The sequence below is a fragment of the Pseudogemmatithrix spongiicola genome (assembly GCF_030623445.1).
Classification (GTDB): Bacteria; Gemmatimonadota; Gemmatimonadetes; order Gemmatimonadales; family Gemmatimonadaceae; genus Pseudogemmatithrix; species Pseudogemmatithrix spongiicola.
Genome location: NZ_CP130613.1, coordinates 2,780,664 through 2,795,413, shown reverse-complemented (window position 1 = coordinate 2,795,413; position 14,750 = coordinate 2,780,664). Strand labels below are relative to the sequence as shown.

17 protein-coding genes are annotated in these 14,750 nt (G+C 68.9%); 9 read left to right on the top strand and 8 right to left on the bottom strand.

Going from position 1 to position 14,750, the window contains the following annotated elements; translation table 11 throughout:
- Positions 1-33: 33 nt before the first annotated feature.
- Both Strain318_RS12790 and Strain318_RS12785 read right to left on the bottom strand, forming a co-directional pair.
- Positions 34-738, bottom strand: a complete 705-nt coding sequence (locus Strain318_RS12790) for a site-2 protease family protein (protein ID WP_367886085.1) — start codon at positions 736-738, stop codon at positions 34-36.
- Positions 735-1,607, bottom strand: a complete 873-nt coding sequence (locus Strain318_RS12785; RefSeq protein WP_367886084.1) for an acyl-CoA thioesterase — start codon at positions 1,605-1,607, stop codon at positions 735-737. The genes Strain318_RS12790 and Strain318_RS12785 overlap by 4 nt, the downstream gene beginning before the upstream one ends.
- Positions 1,608-1,710: 103 nt before the next feature.
- Here Strain318_RS12785 and Strain318_RS12780 point away from each other — a divergent pair, with 103 nt between their 5' ends.
- A complete protein-coding gene (locus Strain318_RS12780) occupies positions 1,711-2,175 on the top strand; it encodes a hypothetical protein (RefSeq protein ID WP_367886083.1) in 465 nt (154 codons plus the stop codon).
- Between the two features lie 90 nt (positions 2,176-2,265).
- Positions 2,266-3,147 carry a hypothetical protein gene (locus Strain318_RS12775; RefSeq protein ID WP_367886082.1) on the top strand — a complete coding sequence of 294 codons (882 nt, stop codon included), beginning with the start codon at positions 2,266-2,268 and terminating at the stop codon, positions 3,145-3,147.
- A 24-nt stretch (positions 3,148-3,171) separates the two neighbouring features.
- Here Strain318_RS12775 and Strain318_RS12770 read toward each other — a convergent pair whose 3' ends face one another.
- From Strain318_RS12770 to Strain318_RS12760, 3 genes are all read right to left on the bottom strand, one after another.
- Entirely contained in the window at positions 3,172-3,531 is a 360-nt protein-coding gene (locus Strain318_RS12770) for a type II toxin-antitoxin system VapC family toxin (RefSeq protein ID WP_367886081.1), read from the bottom strand.
- A 1-nt stretch (position 3,532) separates the two neighbouring features.
- Entirely contained in the window at positions 3,533-3,745 is a 213-nt protein-coding gene (locus Strain318_RS12765) for a type II toxin-antitoxin system VapB family antitoxin (protein ID WP_367886080.1), read from the bottom strand.
- A gap of 77 nt (positions 3,746-3,822) precedes the next feature.
- Positions 3,823-5,880 carry a TonB-dependent receptor gene (locus Strain318_RS12760; RefSeq protein WP_367886079.1) on the bottom strand — a complete coding sequence of 686 codons (2,058 nt, stop codon included), beginning with the start codon at positions 5,878-5,880 and terminating at the stop codon, positions 3,823-3,825.
- 55 nt (positions 5,881-5,935) lie between these two features.
- Here Strain318_RS12760 and Strain318_RS12755 point away from each other — a divergent pair, with 55 nt between their 5' ends.
- The 7 genes from Strain318_RS12755 to Strain318_RS12725 all read left to right on the top strand — a co-directional run bounded on the left by Strain318_RS12755 (position 5,936) and on the right by Strain318_RS12725 (position 12,551).
- The gene (locus tag Strain318_RS12755) at positions 5,936-6,379 is read left to right on the top strand and encodes a metal-dependent transcriptional regulator (RefSeq protein ID WP_367886078.1); all 444 of its coding nucleotides are present in this window, start codon (positions 5,936-5,938) and stop codon (positions 6,377-6,379) included.
- Positions 6,380-6,521: 142 nt separating this feature from the next.
- Positions 6,522-7,097: a YceI family protein gene (locus Strain318_RS12750; protein ID WP_367886077.1), complete on the top strand. Its 576-nt coding sequence runs from the start codon at positions 6,522-6,524 to the stop codon at positions 7,095-7,097.
- Positions 7,098-7,101: 4 nt separating this feature from the next.
- Positions 7,102-7,941: an ABC transporter permease gene (locus Strain318_RS12745; protein WP_367886076.1), complete on the top strand. Its 840-nt coding sequence runs from the start codon at positions 7,102-7,104 to the stop codon at positions 7,939-7,941.
- On the top strand, positions 7,941-9,128 hold the full coding sequence (locus Strain318_RS12740; protein ID WP_367886075.1) for an ABC transporter permease: 1,188 nt from the start codon (positions 7,941-7,943) through the stop codon (positions 9,126-9,128). Before Strain318_RS12745 ends, Strain318_RS12740 begins: the two co-directional genes overlap by 1 nt.
- The gene (locus Strain318_RS12735; protein WP_367886074.1) at positions 9,128-9,811 is read left to right on the top strand and encodes an ABC transporter ATP-binding protein; all 684 of its coding nucleotides are present in this window, start codon (positions 9,128-9,130) and stop codon (positions 9,809-9,811) included. Before Strain318_RS12740 ends, Strain318_RS12735 begins: the two co-directional genes overlap by 1 nt.
- Positions 9,808-11,286, top strand: coding sequence for a hypothetical protein (locus Strain318_RS12730; RefSeq protein WP_367886073.1), 1,479 nt, complete (start codon positions 9,808-9,810; stop codon positions 11,284-11,286). The genes Strain318_RS12735 and Strain318_RS12730 overlap by 4 nt, the downstream gene beginning before the upstream one ends.
- A gap of 83 nt (positions 11,287-11,369) precedes the next feature.
- A complete protein-coding gene (locus Strain318_RS12725) occupies positions 11,370-12,551 on the top strand; it encodes a cytochrome-c peroxidase (RefSeq protein ID WP_367886072.1) in 1,182 nt (393 codons plus the stop codon).
- A 29-nt stretch (positions 12,552-12,580) separates the two neighbouring features.
- On the opposite strand, the gene Strain318_RS12720 is transcribed toward Strain318_RS12725, so the two are convergent.
- The 3 genes from Strain318_RS12720 to Strain318_RS12710 are packed head-to-tail and all read right to left on the bottom strand — an operon-like array spanning position 12,581 to position 14,747.
- Entirely contained in the window at positions 12,581-13,111 is a 531-nt protein-coding gene (locus Strain318_RS12720; protein ID WP_367886071.1) for a DUF1648 domain-containing protein, read from the bottom strand.
- On the bottom strand, positions 13,112-14,560 hold the full coding sequence (locus tag Strain318_RS12715) for a serine hydrolase domain-containing protein (protein WP_367886070.1): 1,449 nt from the start codon (positions 14,558-14,560) through the stop codon (positions 13,112-13,114).
- Positions 14,550-14,747, bottom strand: coding sequence for a type II toxin-antitoxin system antitoxin (locus Strain318_RS12710; RefSeq protein ID WP_367886069.1), 198 nt, complete (start codon positions 14,745-14,747; stop codon positions 14,550-14,552). The genes Strain318_RS12715 and Strain318_RS12710 overlap by 11 nt, the downstream gene beginning before the upstream one ends.
- Positions 14,748-14,750 lie beyond the last annotated feature (3 nt).

Sequence of the window (14,750 nt, the reverse complement as noted above, 5' to 3'; positions counted from 1 at the left end):
CTCCGAAACACGCGCGCTGTCACGCGCCCCGCATCAGCCGTACGTGACGCCCGGATAGATCAGGTTGATCGCGATGCGGAACACCGGCCCGAACACCGGCGGAAACAGCTGCCAGGCCGCGAAGATGCCCACGAAGCCGAGGATGGGCGTGCCCCAGACCCACATCTGATAGCGCGTCGTCATGCGGCGCGTCATGAGCAGCGTGATCGCCGCGCTGCCGTCGAGGGGCGGGAAGGGCAGCAGGTTGAACACGAAGAGCAGCAGGTTCAGCGAGAAGCCGATGCTCAGGAAATGGCCGATCGTGCTCCAGGTCTGGCCGGCGTTCGTGGCCGTGAGCTGGCCGAAGTTCACGCTCTCGGGCGGAAAGAACGTGCCCGACGCGGCGAGTCCGCGCATGGCGGCGAAGCAGAGCAACACGATCAGGAGGTTCGCGGCGGGCCCAGCCAGCGCCATCAGCGCGGCGCGCCTCGGGTAACGCAGCGCCCAGCGCGGATCGTAGGGAGCGCTCGCGTAGCCCATCGGCCAGCCCATCGTCACCGAGGTGAGCAGCGGCAGGATCACCATCCCGAAGGGCTCACGGCGCATGTGCGGGATGGGATCCAGCGAGACTTGCCCACCGTGATAGGCGGTCGGATCGCCACCGCGCAGCGCCGCCCACGCGTGGGCGGCTTCGTGCAGCGTCGTCGAGAACAGGAAGACCGCGAAGAACGCGAGCCCCGTGGCGATGTCCGGACTCACTTCGCCTCGCGGAGGCGGATCAACCCTTCCTGCGCCGCACTCGCCACCAATTGGCCGTCGCGCGTGAACACCTGGCCACGCACGAAGCCGCGCGCGCCGAAGGCGGTCGGTGAATCGTTCACGTAGAGCAGCCACTCGTCGGCGCGGAACGGACGGTGCAGCCAGAGCGTGTGGTCCAGCGAGGCGATGATCAACCGCGGGTCGCGCCAGCTCACGCCATGCGGCTGCAGCGAGGTCGGCAGGAAGCCGTAGTCGCTGGCGTAGGCCAGCGTGGCTTGATGTAGGATCGGCGCGTCGGGGATGCGCTCGCGCAGCTTGAACCACACCAGACGCTTCGCGCCCGCCGCATCCGTGGTCTCGCGCTCGAAGAGCTTGCGCGGGTGCACGCGGCGGAACTCCAGCGGTCGGTCCTGCGTGACGATGTCGCGCAGCGCGGCGGGGTACTTGTCCGCATTCGCGCGGATGACGTCGAGCTCGTCTTCGAGGTCCTCCGGCGCCGGCACGTCAGGCATCGGCACCTGGTGGTCCATGCCCGGCTCGTGCAGGTGGAAGGACGCCGAGAGGTGGAAGATCGCCTCGCCGTGCTGGATCGCCGTCACGCGGCGCGACGTGAACGAGCGGCCATCGCGCGGGCGGTCCACGAAATACACGATCGGCGCGCGCGTGTCGCCCTCGCGCAGGAAGTAGCCGTGCACGGAGTGCGCCTCGCGCCCGTCTTCGACCGTCTTCTTGGCCGCCGCCAGCGCCTGCGCGAACACCTGGCCGCCGAACACGCGGCCGGTGCCGATGTCGCGGTTCTCGCCGCGGTAGATGTTGTGCTCGATGGGTTCGAGCTCGAGGAGGCGGATCAGGTCTTGGACGACGGTCATTGCGAGGGCCGGGAGGATTCTCCTAATCTATCCGCGAGGGCCGTGTCGGGTCCCCGGCCGTCGCTGCGTATCTCCTGATACACGTACCACACCAGGAGCCGATATGCGCCGCATCCCCTTGCTCGCCCTTGCCTCCCTCGTCGTTGCCTGCGACGTCTCGACCGAACCCGCCGCCGAGCGTCTGTTGCCGCCCTTGGCCTCGCAGGAATGGTCAGCAGTGACGGCCGACGGCCAGCCGCTGCCCATCACGGTCGCTCACCGCCGCCTCGACGGCGACGTGCACGAGGCGGACGTGCTCCAGGGCTTCACCGTCCACATCGACTCCGCCGGAGCCTGGGAGCAGCGCGCGGTTGTGCGCCGCTACCGGGACGGTGCGTTGCACGAGGAGTTTGTCGTAACCGCGAAGGGCAGCTGGGCGGCCGAGCCGAGTGGGTACATCTTCGTCACGGACCGGGCGGAACTCGCATTCCTCGTCCCGGAGGCGTTCACGGAGTCCTTCACGACCGCCGTGTGGGTCGAGGGCGTGACGCAGGGTGTGACGGTGACGCTTACGAAGGCGACACCGTAGGAGGGGCCGCAGAAACCGCGCTGCACCGGCCGTCGTAGTCACCACTACGACCGCAACGCTTCTGCCACCTCCGGTGTCTCAGCCTTACATATGTTGCCGCTCCGCTTCTCGCCAATCATCGTCGCGCTGTCCATCGCTGCCTGCAGCGAGGCGACCGCCCCCGTCGCCATCCCGACGCCGCTGCCCGCCCTCCAGGACCAGGTGTGGCACGTCCATGTCTCCGATGGGCAGCCGCTACCTGCGCTGCTCGGCCACCGAACGGTGGCCGGCGGCATCCTTGAGCAGGACTTCCTCGATTCCGCACGTGTCGAGATTGCCGCCAATGGCACGTGGGAGCACAAGGGCTGGTATCAGCGCTACCGCAGCGGCCAGCACCATGCGTGGACGAGCACGCTCGATTGGGGGACTTGGACCGCGAGGCCGACCGCGTACGAGTTCCGACGCAACACTGGCGAGCTGCTCTACAGCGTGGCGGGCCCGATCGGCACCGAACTCCAGATGAACCTGCGCTACGGCGGACAAGCCGGCGTCGCGGTGTCGCAGCTGCGCAGGACGCGTCCGGCGCTCGATATCCACGGTCGCTGGCGCGCGAACGCACTGCGCGACCAACCGCTGCCGTCCGCGTATATCGTCGAGAACGGTGATTTCGGCGACGGGCCGGTCAGCCGGCACATCGTGATCGACTCGGCGGTCGTCTGGCTGCACCCGACGGGGCAGTACCTCCAGCGCATCTTCCACAGCGAGTGGGAGGGTGCGGTCGACGGACCCGCCGAACGCAAGCTGCGCGAACTCGTCGAGGCGGACTATGGCGTCTGGAACCGCAATGGTCTGCAGTTGAGCCTGTGGAGCAACTGGCTGCAGAACAAGACGATGCTTGGCGAGGCGTCGGCGACTGCGGGCGGCCCGCTGCGATTGCAGCATGGCATCACGCACGGCGACGAGCCGGCGGCGTTCCGCTACGTGCGCTGGTAATCGATGCGGCGCTGACCGGCTCGGTCAGCGCCGCGTCTGCGAAACCGAGGTCCAGGCCCGCTGCAATGCCGCGTCATGCGTGTACAGCTGGGCGTCGCTGAGTCGCGCGGCCGCGAGCAGATGTGCGTCGATCCAGCCGATGCCCGTGCCGGCGAGGCGGTAGCGCTCGACCAGCAGCATGACTTCGGCGTGCGTCGCGTGCGTTGCCTGCGGCAATCGCGCTAGGTCGTCGAGAAAACCCTCGCGGCGCCGCAAGGTCCCGCATGCGAGTTCGCCAACGACGAACGGGTGCACGATGACGCGTCCCTCGTCCAACGCGCTGGCGAGTATCCGGTCCGAGCGGCGAAGATGCGCAATCCACGCGGACGTGTCGGCCAGCAACACGCTAGCGTCCGCGTTTCGGCGGTGCTGGGCTCCGACGCCGGGGAGCCGCCGCGGCCTCTGGGTCCGAGCCCCCGAGCCGCGCGAGCCGCTGGGCGCTGGCGCGAGCGATCAATGCCTCGAGTCCGGCGTGCACGACCGCCGTCTTCTCCCGGAGTCCCGTCAGTTCCATCGCACGGGCGAGTAGTTCGTCGTTGATGATCATGGTGGTCCGCATATGTACCAATATGCATGAACCATGCATCACCGCAACGTTGCAGGAGGTACCCGGAACGCGCCGCGCGGCAGCCCCGATCAGAACTCCGTCGTCACCCGCAGCACCACCGCCCGCCCCGGCCCGTCCGCGAACTCCTTGTACCGGCTCATGAAGCTCCGGTAGCGCGTGTCGAATACGTTGCGCACCGCGAGATCCACCACGAGCACGCGCGCCCCCGCGAGCAGCGTGCCGCCGGCGCCGAGCTGCCAGAGCGTGTAGCCCGCTGGCGCGACATCGCGCGGATCGAGCCGCGTCTGCCGCCAGTTCCGCTCGCCCTGCACGCTCAGCCACGGGCGCATCACGTAGCCTCCCAACCGCGCCCGCTCGGCGCGCGCCCCCAGTTGTACGCGCGGTGGCGGCACGAACGTGAGTGGCACGTCCACTGACGTGTTCTGGCCGCGCACAACGTCGCCCGCCGCCTGCAGCGTGAGCCAGGGCAGCGTGCGCACGGCCACCCGCGCCTCCGCGCCGCGCAGCAGCGCGTTGCCCTGTACGACTTCCAGGGAGTCAAACGCCGCACCGCCCGTCCCGAACGGCCGCAGGTAGATGAAGTCGTCGATTGCGTTGCGGAACACGCTCAGCTCGCCGGTCACGCGCGCGTGTTCGACGCGCAGGCCGATGTCGGTATTGAGGGAGGTTTCGATGCGCAGGTCCGGATTGCCGCGCTCGAAGGCCCGCGTCCCCTCGTGGAATCCGTTGGCATAGAGATCAGGCGCCGCCGGCGCGCGGAAGCCGCGTCCCGCGCTCGCAACGACTGACGCCCATTCCACGAGCCGGTACGACATGCCGACGCTGCCGGTCACGGCCTGATGCCGCTGCGACTCCGCGCTGAGGCCGAGCACCGCGTCGTCTGCGATGCTCAAGCTGCGCAGGTCCCAGCGGGCGCCGACCGTGCCGCGCCAGCGCCCGCGCTCGGCGTGCTCCAGGGCATAGACCGCGATGTTCTGCGAGCGCGAGTCGGGGATCAACGTCTCCGTGCCGCGGTTCTCGAAGCGACTGTCGAGCGCGAACACACCGACGGTGCCTCCGCTGAACGGGCCGATCGGCCGATGATGCAGGTGCAGGAAGCCACTCGCATTGTTGACGAGCAAGCCAAGCGCGATGTCCGAGGCATTGGCGTCGGCGAACTCGCGACGGAAGTTCTGCTCGACGCCGAGCTGCAGCTGCAGTCGGTCGCGTGCGCCGAGCGCAGTCTCGCCCTCGAGTGTGCCGCGACTGGTCGTGAGACGTTGGAAGCCCGTGTAGCCAGGCGCCGTGATGGGGTCGTCGAAGATCTCGATGCGTTCGCGACGCTCCGAGATGCGCAGCATGAGCTTGCGTGTGCTGCCGGTGTAGCCAGTCGCGAGCTCGACATGCCCGGTTTCGTTCTCCGTGTTCCGCAGCACGCCGCGCGGCACGCGCATGTCACCGGTGAGGCGGCCCGTCGCCGCGAGTCGCGCGCCGAAGCCACCGCGCGCCGCGTCGAGACGTAGCGTGCCGTCGGGCCCCATCACGTTCGTGTTGTACGCCATGGTCGCGCGCCCGCGCAGGAACGGCGACTCGGCCCGCGCCTCCGGCAACGCCGGCGCGACGATGTTGATCACGCCGCCAAGGGCGTCGCTTCCATAGAGCACGCTCGCCGGACCCTTGATGACTTCGATCTGCTCGGCGTTCGACGTCTCCACGTTGGGCGAATGGTCGTGGCCCCACTGCTGCGTTTCGGAGCGCTGGCCGTTGTCGAGCGTCACGATGCGATTGTGCGTGAGGCCGCGGATCACCGGCTTGCCGATGCCGGTGGTCATGGACGGCGAGCGGATGCCCGGAAGCTGTTCGAGCGCGTCGCCGACGGCGGCACCCTGCGCGCGGCGCAGTTCTGCACCGCCGATCACAGCCACCGGCTGCGGCGCATCGAGGACGCGTGTCGGCGTGAAGGTCGCGGTGACCTGCACGGCGCCGATCCGCTGCGCCGAATCGCGTCGCGCCTGCTCGGCGCGCAGGGTGGAGTCGCGGCGCGCCTGCTCTGTCGGCGCTCCCTGCGCCCCAACGGGGGAGGGCAACGCGAGCGTAATGAGTCTGATGAGGATGGCCGCGCGCAGCAACCGGACAAGGATGCGCATTTTTAGTATCTCCTAACTTATTGACCATAAGTTAGGCTTCGCTAACTTTCTGTCAATGGCTGACCACGATCTCGAGCGCCCGGCGCTCACCGGACAGGCCGAGGACTACCTCAAGGCCATCTATGAACTGGAGCGTAACGGCGCGGCGGCCGGCACCAACGACATCGCTGCGCGCTTAGGCATCGCCCCCGCATCGGTCACCGGCATGGTGCAACGCCTGGCACGACTCGGACTCGCCACCACCGAGCGGTATCGGGGCGCTCGGCTCACGGACGCCGGCCGTGCCGCCGCGCTGCAGCTCATCCGACGGCACCGTATCATCGAGAGCTACCTCGTGCAGCGGCTCGGCTTCACGGCCGACGACGTGCATGACGAGGCCGAGCGCCTGGAGCACGCCGCCAGCGATGAGCTGATCGAGCGGATGGCGGCGGCAATCGGCAATCCGACTGAGGACCCGCACGGGACGCCCATCCCGGCCTCGCAGGGTCAGTCGAAATAGCGCCGGCCGGCCCTGTTACAGGGCTGAAACATCTCAGTGGTGAACCTTTTCGAAGGTTCACGGGTTAAGTGTGAGTCGCGCCGCCGGGACCTCCACACCTGCGGCGGGCGTTCCTCACCGTGAACCCCTACCGAGCATTCCCATGAAGCGCATTGCCCTCGCCCTCATCCTGGCCCCGGCGCTCGTCGCCGCGACGCCTGCCTCCGCGCCGGAGCGCTTCGTGCGCGACGTCGCGCACTCGCAGCTCAACTTCGTCGCCGAGTCGCGCCTGCTGTCCGCGCACGGCACGTTCCAGAAGTGGGACGCGGAGATCATGTTCGACGCCGCGAACGTCGAAGCGACCTCGCTCAAGATCACCATCGACGCGACGTCCATCGACACGCGCATCGAGCGCCGTGACGCGCACCTGAAGTCGAACGACTTCTTCGCGACGGACTCGTTCCCGCAGATCACGTTCGTCTCGACCTTCGTGAACAACGCCGGCGAGGGCAACCGCCTTCGCATCACGGGCGACCTCACGGTGCGCGGCAAGACCAAGCGCATCACGATCCCGGCGCGGCTCAACTTCTTCGACCCGCAGAACAACATGGGCCGCGTGACGGGCGAGTTCACGATCGACCGCACGGAGTTCGGCGTGAGCTTCCAGTCGCCGGTGAATCCGATCGAGAACGAAGTGAAGGTCCAGTTCGACGTGGCGTTCAACAAGCCGCGCAACTGATGTCATGATGGCGCGGCGCCGGTGGGCGCTGCTGGTCACGGCGCTTGCACTTGGGTCCGGGGGGGCCCAGGCGCAAGCGCCGTGGCGCAGCATCACCATCGATGAGCGGCTGGCGGCGCGCACGTCGCTCGCCGTCGGCGACACGGCTGTCCTTGCCGCCGCAGCCGGAGCGCCGGGCGACACCGTCCTGATCGCGGGCATCACGCGGCGCACGGCGGATCCCAGCGAGATCGCGCGCAGCGAGTATCGCGTGCGGCTGCATCTCGACCACTTGCAGGCCCTCACGGGTGCGGGCGATCGGGTTGGCCGCTTCGCCGTGCAGACCCGCGACGTCCCCGGCGCGGTGGACAGCGCCGCGGCGCGCATCAATGCGCTGGCCTTCGGTTTCCGTGCCTATCCCGCCGCCGAAGTCGCGGTCGAGACCAGCGCGACGTTCCGCGTGGTGAATCGCTTCCATCGCGCCATCGGCGTGATCACGATCGTCGCCAGCGCGATCTTCCTGCTCTGCATCACGCTGCTGAAAGTGGACGAGCGTCGCCGCGATGTCGGCGCGCTGCGCCTCCTCGGCGTGTCCCGCACGACCATCGTTCGCGCCGTCGTGCTTGAGGCCTCGCTGATTGCCGTCATTGGCTCCGCGATGGGTGCGGCCCTTGGCTACGGCGCCGGATGGATCGTGAACTGGCATTACCAAGGCGTGTACAGCACGCCGCTCAAGTTCGCCATCGTCACGCCCGGCATCGTGCTGTTCGCGACCGCGCTGTCGCTGGGGCTCGGCGTGATTGCCGGGCTGCTCGCCGCGCAGCGCCTCGTGCGCCGCGCACCGCTCGACCTGGTGGGCCGCTGATGCTGATGCGCCTCGCCATCGCCACGCTCTGGCGCCGTCGGGCACGCACCGCGCTCACCACCGCGGGCGTCGCGGTGGCCGCGGCGATGCTGCTCGACATGGTGATGCTCGGCTCCGGCATGCGCGAGAGCTTCCGTGGATTCCTCGAGCAGCAGGACTATCACCTGCGCATGACGCCGCGCGGCACGATGCCTTTCGATTCCGAGGCGACGATCGGTGGCGCCACGGCGCTGCTCGCGCGCGTCGCGTCCGATCCCGATGTCGCAGGTGTCGCGCCGGTGCTCGGCGGCAAGCTCTTCGTGCCGCGCGGCGATTCCGTCGTTTCGGGATTCGCGCTCGGCATCGCGCCGGGCATCCAAGCGGACTATGTGATCGCCGAGGGCCGCGAGATCGCCGCGCCGAATGAGACGGTCTGGAACGGCGCGCTGCTCGAGGCCGCGGGACGCCGCGTCGGAGACACGGTGCGCGTGAGCGCCGGCTACGACCCGCAGCTACGCCGCTTCACCGGCGCGCGCGAGTTGGTGATCGTCGGGCGCGGACGCTTCGTGATGCTCTCCGGCGGCGAACTGGCGGGCGCGTTAATGCTGGAGACGCTGCAGGCAATGGGCGGCGCGGACCGCGGCGATCGGATCTCAGTGGCGCTGGTGCGCGTGCGCGATGGCGCAAGCGCAGACAGTGTCGCCGCCCGTCTTGAGCGCAGCGAGCCACAGATGAGCGCCATCAGCACCGAGGCCGCGCTGCGCTTCGTGGACGAGCGGCTCGGCTACTTCCGGCAGCTCGCGTTCATCCTCGCGAGTGTGTCCCTGGCGGTGGGTTTCCTGTTGGTGACCACGCTGGTGACGGTGAGCGTCAATGAGCGCATCGGCGAGATCGCCGTGCTGCGGGCGATCGGCGTGGCGCGCTGGCGGATCGTCGCCCAGGTGATGGTGGAGGGTGTCGCGCTCTCGACCGTCGGTGCGGTGATGGGCCTCGGGCTTGGCCTCGTCACGGCCAAGTGGCTGAACGGCATCCTGGCGTCGTTCCCGGGCCTGCCGGCGGCGTTCGACTTCTTCCTGTTCGAGCCCGCCGCCGCATACAAGGCGCTGGGCCTGCTGGTGCTGTGTGGCATCCTCGCCGGTGTGTGGCCGGCGTGGCGGGCATCGACCTTACCGATTGCCAAGACACTTCGAGAAGAGGCGGTGGCGTGATGGTTCTCTCCGCACGCGATCTGCGGCGCGAGTACGCGGTGGCGGGACGTCCCGTGGCGGCGGTGCGGGGCATTTCGCTCGATGTCACCGCCGGCGAGTACGTGGCCATCGTCGGCCCGTCGGGCTGCGGCAAGTCCACGCTGCTCAACCTGCTCGGCGCCATCGACCGGCCGACGTCGGGCAGCCTCACCATCGCGGGGCGCGATGTGTCGCGACTCTCCGACGCCGAGGCGACGCGGTTCCGCCTCACGCAGATCGGCTTCGTGTTTCAGCGCTTCTACTTAATGCCGACGCTCACGGCGGCGGAGAACGTGGAGCTCCCGATGGCCGAGGCGAAGCTGCCACGCGTGGCGCGCGAGGCGCGGGCGCGTGAGTTGCTCGGCTATGTGGGGCTGGACGGTCGCGCCGACCATCGGCCGTTCCAGTTGAGCGGCGGCGAACAGCAGCGCGTGGCGATTGCGCGGGCGCTGGCCAACCGGCCGGCGTTGCTGCTGGCCGACGAACCCACGGGCGAGCTCGACGCGCGCACCGGCGCCGAGATGATCGAGATGTTCGCGCGCTTGAATGCCGACGGCACCACGCTGGTGGTGGTGACGCATGATGAGGACCTCGCGGAGGCGGCGAAGCGCGTCGTGCACCTGCGCGATGGCGTGATCGTGGACGACACGGGCCCGCGCGCGTGATCCTGCGTCTCGCCTTCGGCGGCCTGCGCGACAAGCCCTGGCGCACGCTCTTCCTGCTCCTCGGCTTCGGCCTCGGCGTGGGCGTGATGATCGTGCTGCTCGCGATCGGCGAGGCCATGGTGCTGCAGAGCAAGGACGAGAAGCTCGTCGGCGGCGGGACGATCTCCGTGCTGCCCGAGGGGCTGTCGCTCGAGGTGATGAAGACCGGCGGCGTGGGCGGCATGTTCGTAAACATCCCGAACGCGCGCTTCGTGCATCGGCAGGTGTTGGCGTCCCCGCGGCTCGCGGATGTGGTGGTCGCGGTGGCACCGCAGACCGACGGGCAGTTGCTCTATATCCGAGCGCGCGGCGAGGAGCTGCCGGTGCGCGCGCTGGGCGAGATCCCGTCGGCCACGCGCGCGGTGGGTGCGGCGCCGGAACTGCTCGCGGGTGCGTGGGAGGATGACGCCGCCGATCGCCGGTTCCTTGCGCCACGCCCTGACGAGCTGCGCCATGAGATGGACCGCTTCCACCACACGCCGGCGCGCCTGACTGCCGACGAGCGGGAGACCTGGGGCGAGTGGCACTACTTCAACGTGCTCAGCGCAGATGCAAAGCGCTGGGCGTTCATCACCTTGGCGGTGGGCGGCGACGTGCCGAATGGCGAGCACGGCGGCCAAGTGCTCATCACGCTGCATGAGGAAGGTCGCGGCGAGCGGCGCTTCGAGACGCTGTGGCCGTCACCGCGCATCGCCGTGGACACCGCGCGGGCAGATCTGCGCGTCGGCGACAGCGAGGTCACGCTCGACGCCGACGGGCGCTACCGGGTGCGGGCGCGTGCGCGAGAGCAGGGGACAGGCGCGGTGGCTGAGGTGGACCTGCTGGTGACACCAGAACCGGCTGCGTACTTCCCGGGCGCGAACATCGGCGGTGAGTCGTTGGTGAGTGGATACGCGGTGCCGGGGCTGCGCGCCACGGCGGTGGGAACACTCTGCGTGGCCGGCCGCTGCGAGCGCTTCGAGGGCGCGCAGTCGTACCACGACCACAACTGGGGTGTGTGGCGCGACGTGACCTGGGAATGGGGCTCGGCGCGCGTGGGCGCGTATTCGTTGCTCTACGGCCGCGTGCAGCGCGAGGGCACGGATCTCGTCAACGAGCCGCTCTTCGTGTACCTGGTGGACTCGCTGGGATTCGCGGGCATCTTCCGGCCGCAGGAGATCCGCTACGAGGAGGGGCGCCGCGTGATGGTGGACGGTCGGAGCGTTCGGATGCCGGCGCGCGGACTGCTCTTCGACGCGCGCGGGGCGGATACGCTGCGCATCGAGCTGGAGGTCGAGGACGCCGTGGCGACGCCGATGCGTGGCGTGCGACGCGGCGCGGCCCAAGGGGCGACGCGGGCGTTCATCCAGATGAAGGGGCGAGCCACGCTGAGTGGCCGACTTCGCGGCGCTCCGGTCAGCGGCAACGGCTACGGGTTCTTCGAGACCTGGCGCTAGGGTAGCGCAGGCGCCTTAACCCCGGCGGGGTGCTGGCCGTCCAATGGGGCAACCCGTAGGATTCCCCATCGAGCCCCACGCCGATGCGCATCCGTCTCGCTCCCGCCCTCTTCGTACTCGTCCTCGGTTGTGCCGCGGACGAGGCAACCGCGCCTGAGAACGACTTCGTCGCCGTCCGCGAGGCGCTGACGATCGATCCGGCGGCGCTGCCGAACTACGCCGGAATCGCATATCCGGCGTACGTCAACGCAGGCGTGATTGCGCGAGAAGTGGTCCAGCCGGCGAACAATCCGATCACGAATGCCGGGGCGACGCTCGGGCGTGTGTTGTTCTTCGACAAGAACCTGAGTCGCACCAATACGCTGTCCTGCGCGAGCTGCCATTTCGCGTCGGCGGCCTTCGGCGACACGGCGCAGTTCTCGCTGGGCTTCGATGGCGTGCGACGCACGGGCCGCCATTCGATGCGCTTGGTCAACGCGCGCTTCAATCCAGGCGGTCGTTACTTCTGGGACCGTCGCGCGGCGACGCTCGAAGCGCAGACCACGCAGCCCATCCGCGACGAGCTCGAGCTCGGCTTCGATGACGCACACGGCGGGTTCGTCGCGGTGCTGGGCAAGCTCAGCGCGCTGCCGTACTATCCGCCCCTCTTCAAGCTGGCCTTCGGCGATGCCGCGATCACCGAGGACCGCATGCAGCGCGCGATGGCGCAGTACGTGCGGAGCATCGTTTCGTACGGCAGCCGTTACGACCAAGGGGTGGCGACGCTGCCGCTGGCGCCGCCGCCGCCGGGGGCCCCGACAGGGCCGGGCGGCGGGCTCAACCTCCAGACACGGGTGCCGGGGTTCACGGACGAAGAGTTCCGCGGGCAGCAGATCTTCATCCTGCCGAAGAACGCCGGTGGGGCGGGGTGCCAAGGCTGTCACTCGGCGCCGACCTTCGCGTTCACCGCGGTGTCGGGCACCAACGGCCTCGATCCCGACCAGACGGCGCTGTTTCGCTCGCCCTCGCTCAAGAACGTCGCGCAGAGCCGGCGCTTCATGCACGACGGCCGCTTCACGTCGCTCGAAGAGGTCGTGGAGTTCTACAACAGCGGCATCCAGTTCGGGGCGCAGCTCGACCCGCGTCTGCGCAACGTAGTGGGCGACGGGCCACAGCGTCTGAACCTCACGGCGGCGGACAAGGCGGCGCTGGTGGCGTTCATGCGCACGCTGACCGATGCGGCTATCGGAACGGATCCACGCTTTGCGGATCCGTTCCGACCGTGAAGCCGAGACGCCGCGCGTCGGCGGTCTGTTCAGGAGTGCCGTTGGCTGGCGTTCCAGCGTTGTTCGGCTTCGTCGACCGCCGTGTTCACGCGACCCGTGAGCAGGAAGATGCCCGGCGTGAACAAGACGGACACGACGATCAGCCCGATGACCAATCCGTCGGCGGAATGGCCGAACGCCGCCCGCCAGATCATGAACTGTACGATGCCGAATACGAGAACGGTGAACGCCGAGGTCACGTCGAGCAGCTCACGCATGCGCTCGACCACTGGCCCGCGGTACTCCGCGGGGAGCCGGAGGAACCGCTCCTTCGCGGAGAAGTTGAAGAGCTCCGGCTGTCGCGGTAGCAGCGCCCCGAGCCCGGCGAGCAGTGCTTGGGTGGCAAACGCGACGATCGGCACCATCGCCCAGCTCCACGGCGAACGTGGTGTGGACGACGTGATGTTTCCCGCCGCGTCGAAGTGCTGAGGAATCGACTCCGGCAGGCTGCCGTACGTGGCGAAGCTGAACAGCGCCAGCGCTGCGCACAGCGCCCATGGCAAGACGCGCAACATCGGCATCTACGGCTCCACTCGCGGGATAGCCCGCAGTCCTTGATGGAGGAAGGCTACGCGGCCGTCAGCACCCCGCACGAGCAGCACGTTCGCCTGCTGCGCCATCGGCGGGACCATGACCTTCATGCGGTCGTTGCCCAGCATCCGGACGCCGAACGACGCTCCCGCCTGGCGGAAGACGAGGGAGTCACCCTGCTCGGCGATCTCGATGCGCATCGGCCCGAACTTGTACTGACCCACAACGGCGCGGCGCTCGTCGGCGGTCGGCAGGCGCTCGGCGCTGGGCGGAGCCGGCGATGCCGGCAGCGCGCGGCCCGTCACGCCGCGGAACACGATCGGCAGTGCGCCACTCACGGATGGTCCGCTGCGGTTGTCGAGTACGACGACGGCCAGCTTCTCGTCCGGAAACATGTTCACGATGGCGTCAAAGCCGTTGATAGAGCCGCCATGCTGCCAGATGCGGAGTCCCTGCTGCTCGGCGATCACCAGGCCATAGGCGTATCGCGCCGTGGAGTCGCCGGGAATGCGCGGATCGGGGGTCGTCATGCGACGCACGGCGCCCTCGCTGATCACGCGCTGCCCGTCGATGACGCCGCCATCCATGAGCATCGCTGCGAAGCGCGCCATGTCCGTCGCGCTGGCCATCAGGAATCCGGCGGCCCACTGCGCCGTGTTCTCCGTGAACGGCCGCACCATCGTCGCGGCGCGGCCGGGCATGCCCATGTGGCCCTGCGAGAAATCGCGCACCATCGCCTCGAGGGGACGGAACGTCGCATGCGGCATGCCGACCGGGCGGAGGATCATGCGGTCGGTGATGCTCGCATAGCGCTCACCCGCCGCCCGCTCGATGACGTAGCCCGCCATCGAGAATCCCGGATTCGAGTACGAGATGATCGCGCCCGGGGCGTGGCTGAACATCGTGTCGGTGACTTCACGCATGACTTCGCCAAGTGCGCCTTCGCCCATGCGACCGTAGGCGACGGCGTTGTCGAGCCAGCCGGCGGTGTGCGTCAGCAGTTGATGCGTCGTGACCGTGCCGACGCGCTTGCCCTCGAGCGACGGGACGTAGCGGCTGATCGGCGCGCGCAGGTCGAGCTTGCCCTGCTCGGCGAGTTCGGCCGCGACGGCGCCCGTGACCATCTTCGTCACGGAGCCGATGCGCAGCAGCGAGGCGTTCGTGAGCGGACGGGAGGTCTCGACGTCGGCCGCGCCGTAGGCCTTGGCATAGATCACGCGGCCTTGGTGCACCACGGCGACCTGGACGCCCGGCGTCATCGTGCGCGCCATCTCCGCCGTGACGGCGGAGTCGAGCTGGCGCTGCCAGTCCGTGGTCGGCGCGGTCTGTGCGGCGGCATCGCGCGTGAGCAGGGCGAGTCCGCCGAACATCAGCGCGGCGAGAATGACGAGGGTGGTAAGCAGGGCACCGACGCCGCGCTCCGCGATCTTATGCATCATCAGAGGGATCTCCAGAATCCGGTACTGAGGGTTGCTCCTCGATCTTCCGGCCCGCGCGGCGCAGGGCGTCGCGCAGCACGAACTCCAGTTGCCCGTTCAGCGACCGCAGCTCGTCGGCCGCCCATCGCTGGTAGGCATCCAGCAATGAGCGGTCGACGCGCAGCAGGAAGGGCTTCTTCTCGGCCACGAT

Bases quoted from the DNA above. Each gene is read 5' to 3' on its own strand.
- Strain318_RS12785 (WP_367886084.1), bottom strand. From the start codon at position 1,607: ATGACCGTCGTCCAAGACCTGATCCGCCTCCTCGAGCTCGAACCCATC.
- Strain318_RS12780 (WP_367886083.1), top strand. From the start codon at position 1,711: ATGCGCCGCATCCCCTTGCTCGCCCTTGCCTCCCTCGTCGTTGCCTGC.
- Strain318_RS12775 (WP_367886082.1), top strand. From the start codon at position 2,266: ATGTTGCCGCTCCGCTTCTCGCCAATCATCGTCGCGCTGTCCATCGCT.
- Strain318_RS12765 (WP_367886080.1), bottom strand. From the start codon at position 3,745: ATGCGGACCACCATGATCATCAACGACGAACTACTCGCCCGTGCGATG.
- Strain318_RS12760 (WP_367886079.1), bottom strand. From the start codon at position 5,880: ATGCGCATCCTTGTCCGGTTGCTGCGCGCGGCCATCCTCATCAGACTC.
- Strain318_RS12755 (WP_367886078.1), top strand. From the start codon at position 5,936: ATGGCTGACCACGATCTCGAGCGCCCGGCGCTCACCGGACAGGCCGAG.
- Strain318_RS12750 (WP_367886077.1), top strand. From the start codon at position 6,522: ATGAAGCGCATTGCCCTCGCCCTCATCCTGGCCCCGGCGCTCGTCGCC.
- Strain318_RS12745 (WP_367886076.1), top strand. From the start codon at position 7,102: ATGATGGCGCGGCGCCGGTGGGCGCTGCTGGTCACGGCGCTTGCACTT.
- Strain318_RS12740 (WP_367886075.1), top strand. From the start codon at position 7,941: ATGCTGATGCGCCTCGCCATCGCCACGCTCTGGCGCCGTCGGGCACGC.
- Strain318_RS12735 (WP_367886074.1), top strand. From the start codon at position 9,128: ATGGTTCTCTCCGCACGCGATCTGCGGCGCGAGTACGCGGTGGCGGGA.
- Strain318_RS12725 (WP_367886072.1), top strand. From the start codon at position 11,370: ATGCGCATCCGTCTCGCTCCCGCCCTCTTCGTACTCGTCCTCGGTTGT.
- Strain318_RS12720 (WP_367886071.1), bottom strand. From the start codon at position 13,111: ATGCCGATGTTGCGCGTCTTGCCATGGGCGCTGTGCGCAGCGCTGGCG.
- Strain318_RS12715 (WP_367886070.1), bottom strand. From the start codon at position 14,560: ATGATGCATAAGATCGCGGAGCGCGGCGTCGGTGCCCTGCTTACCACC.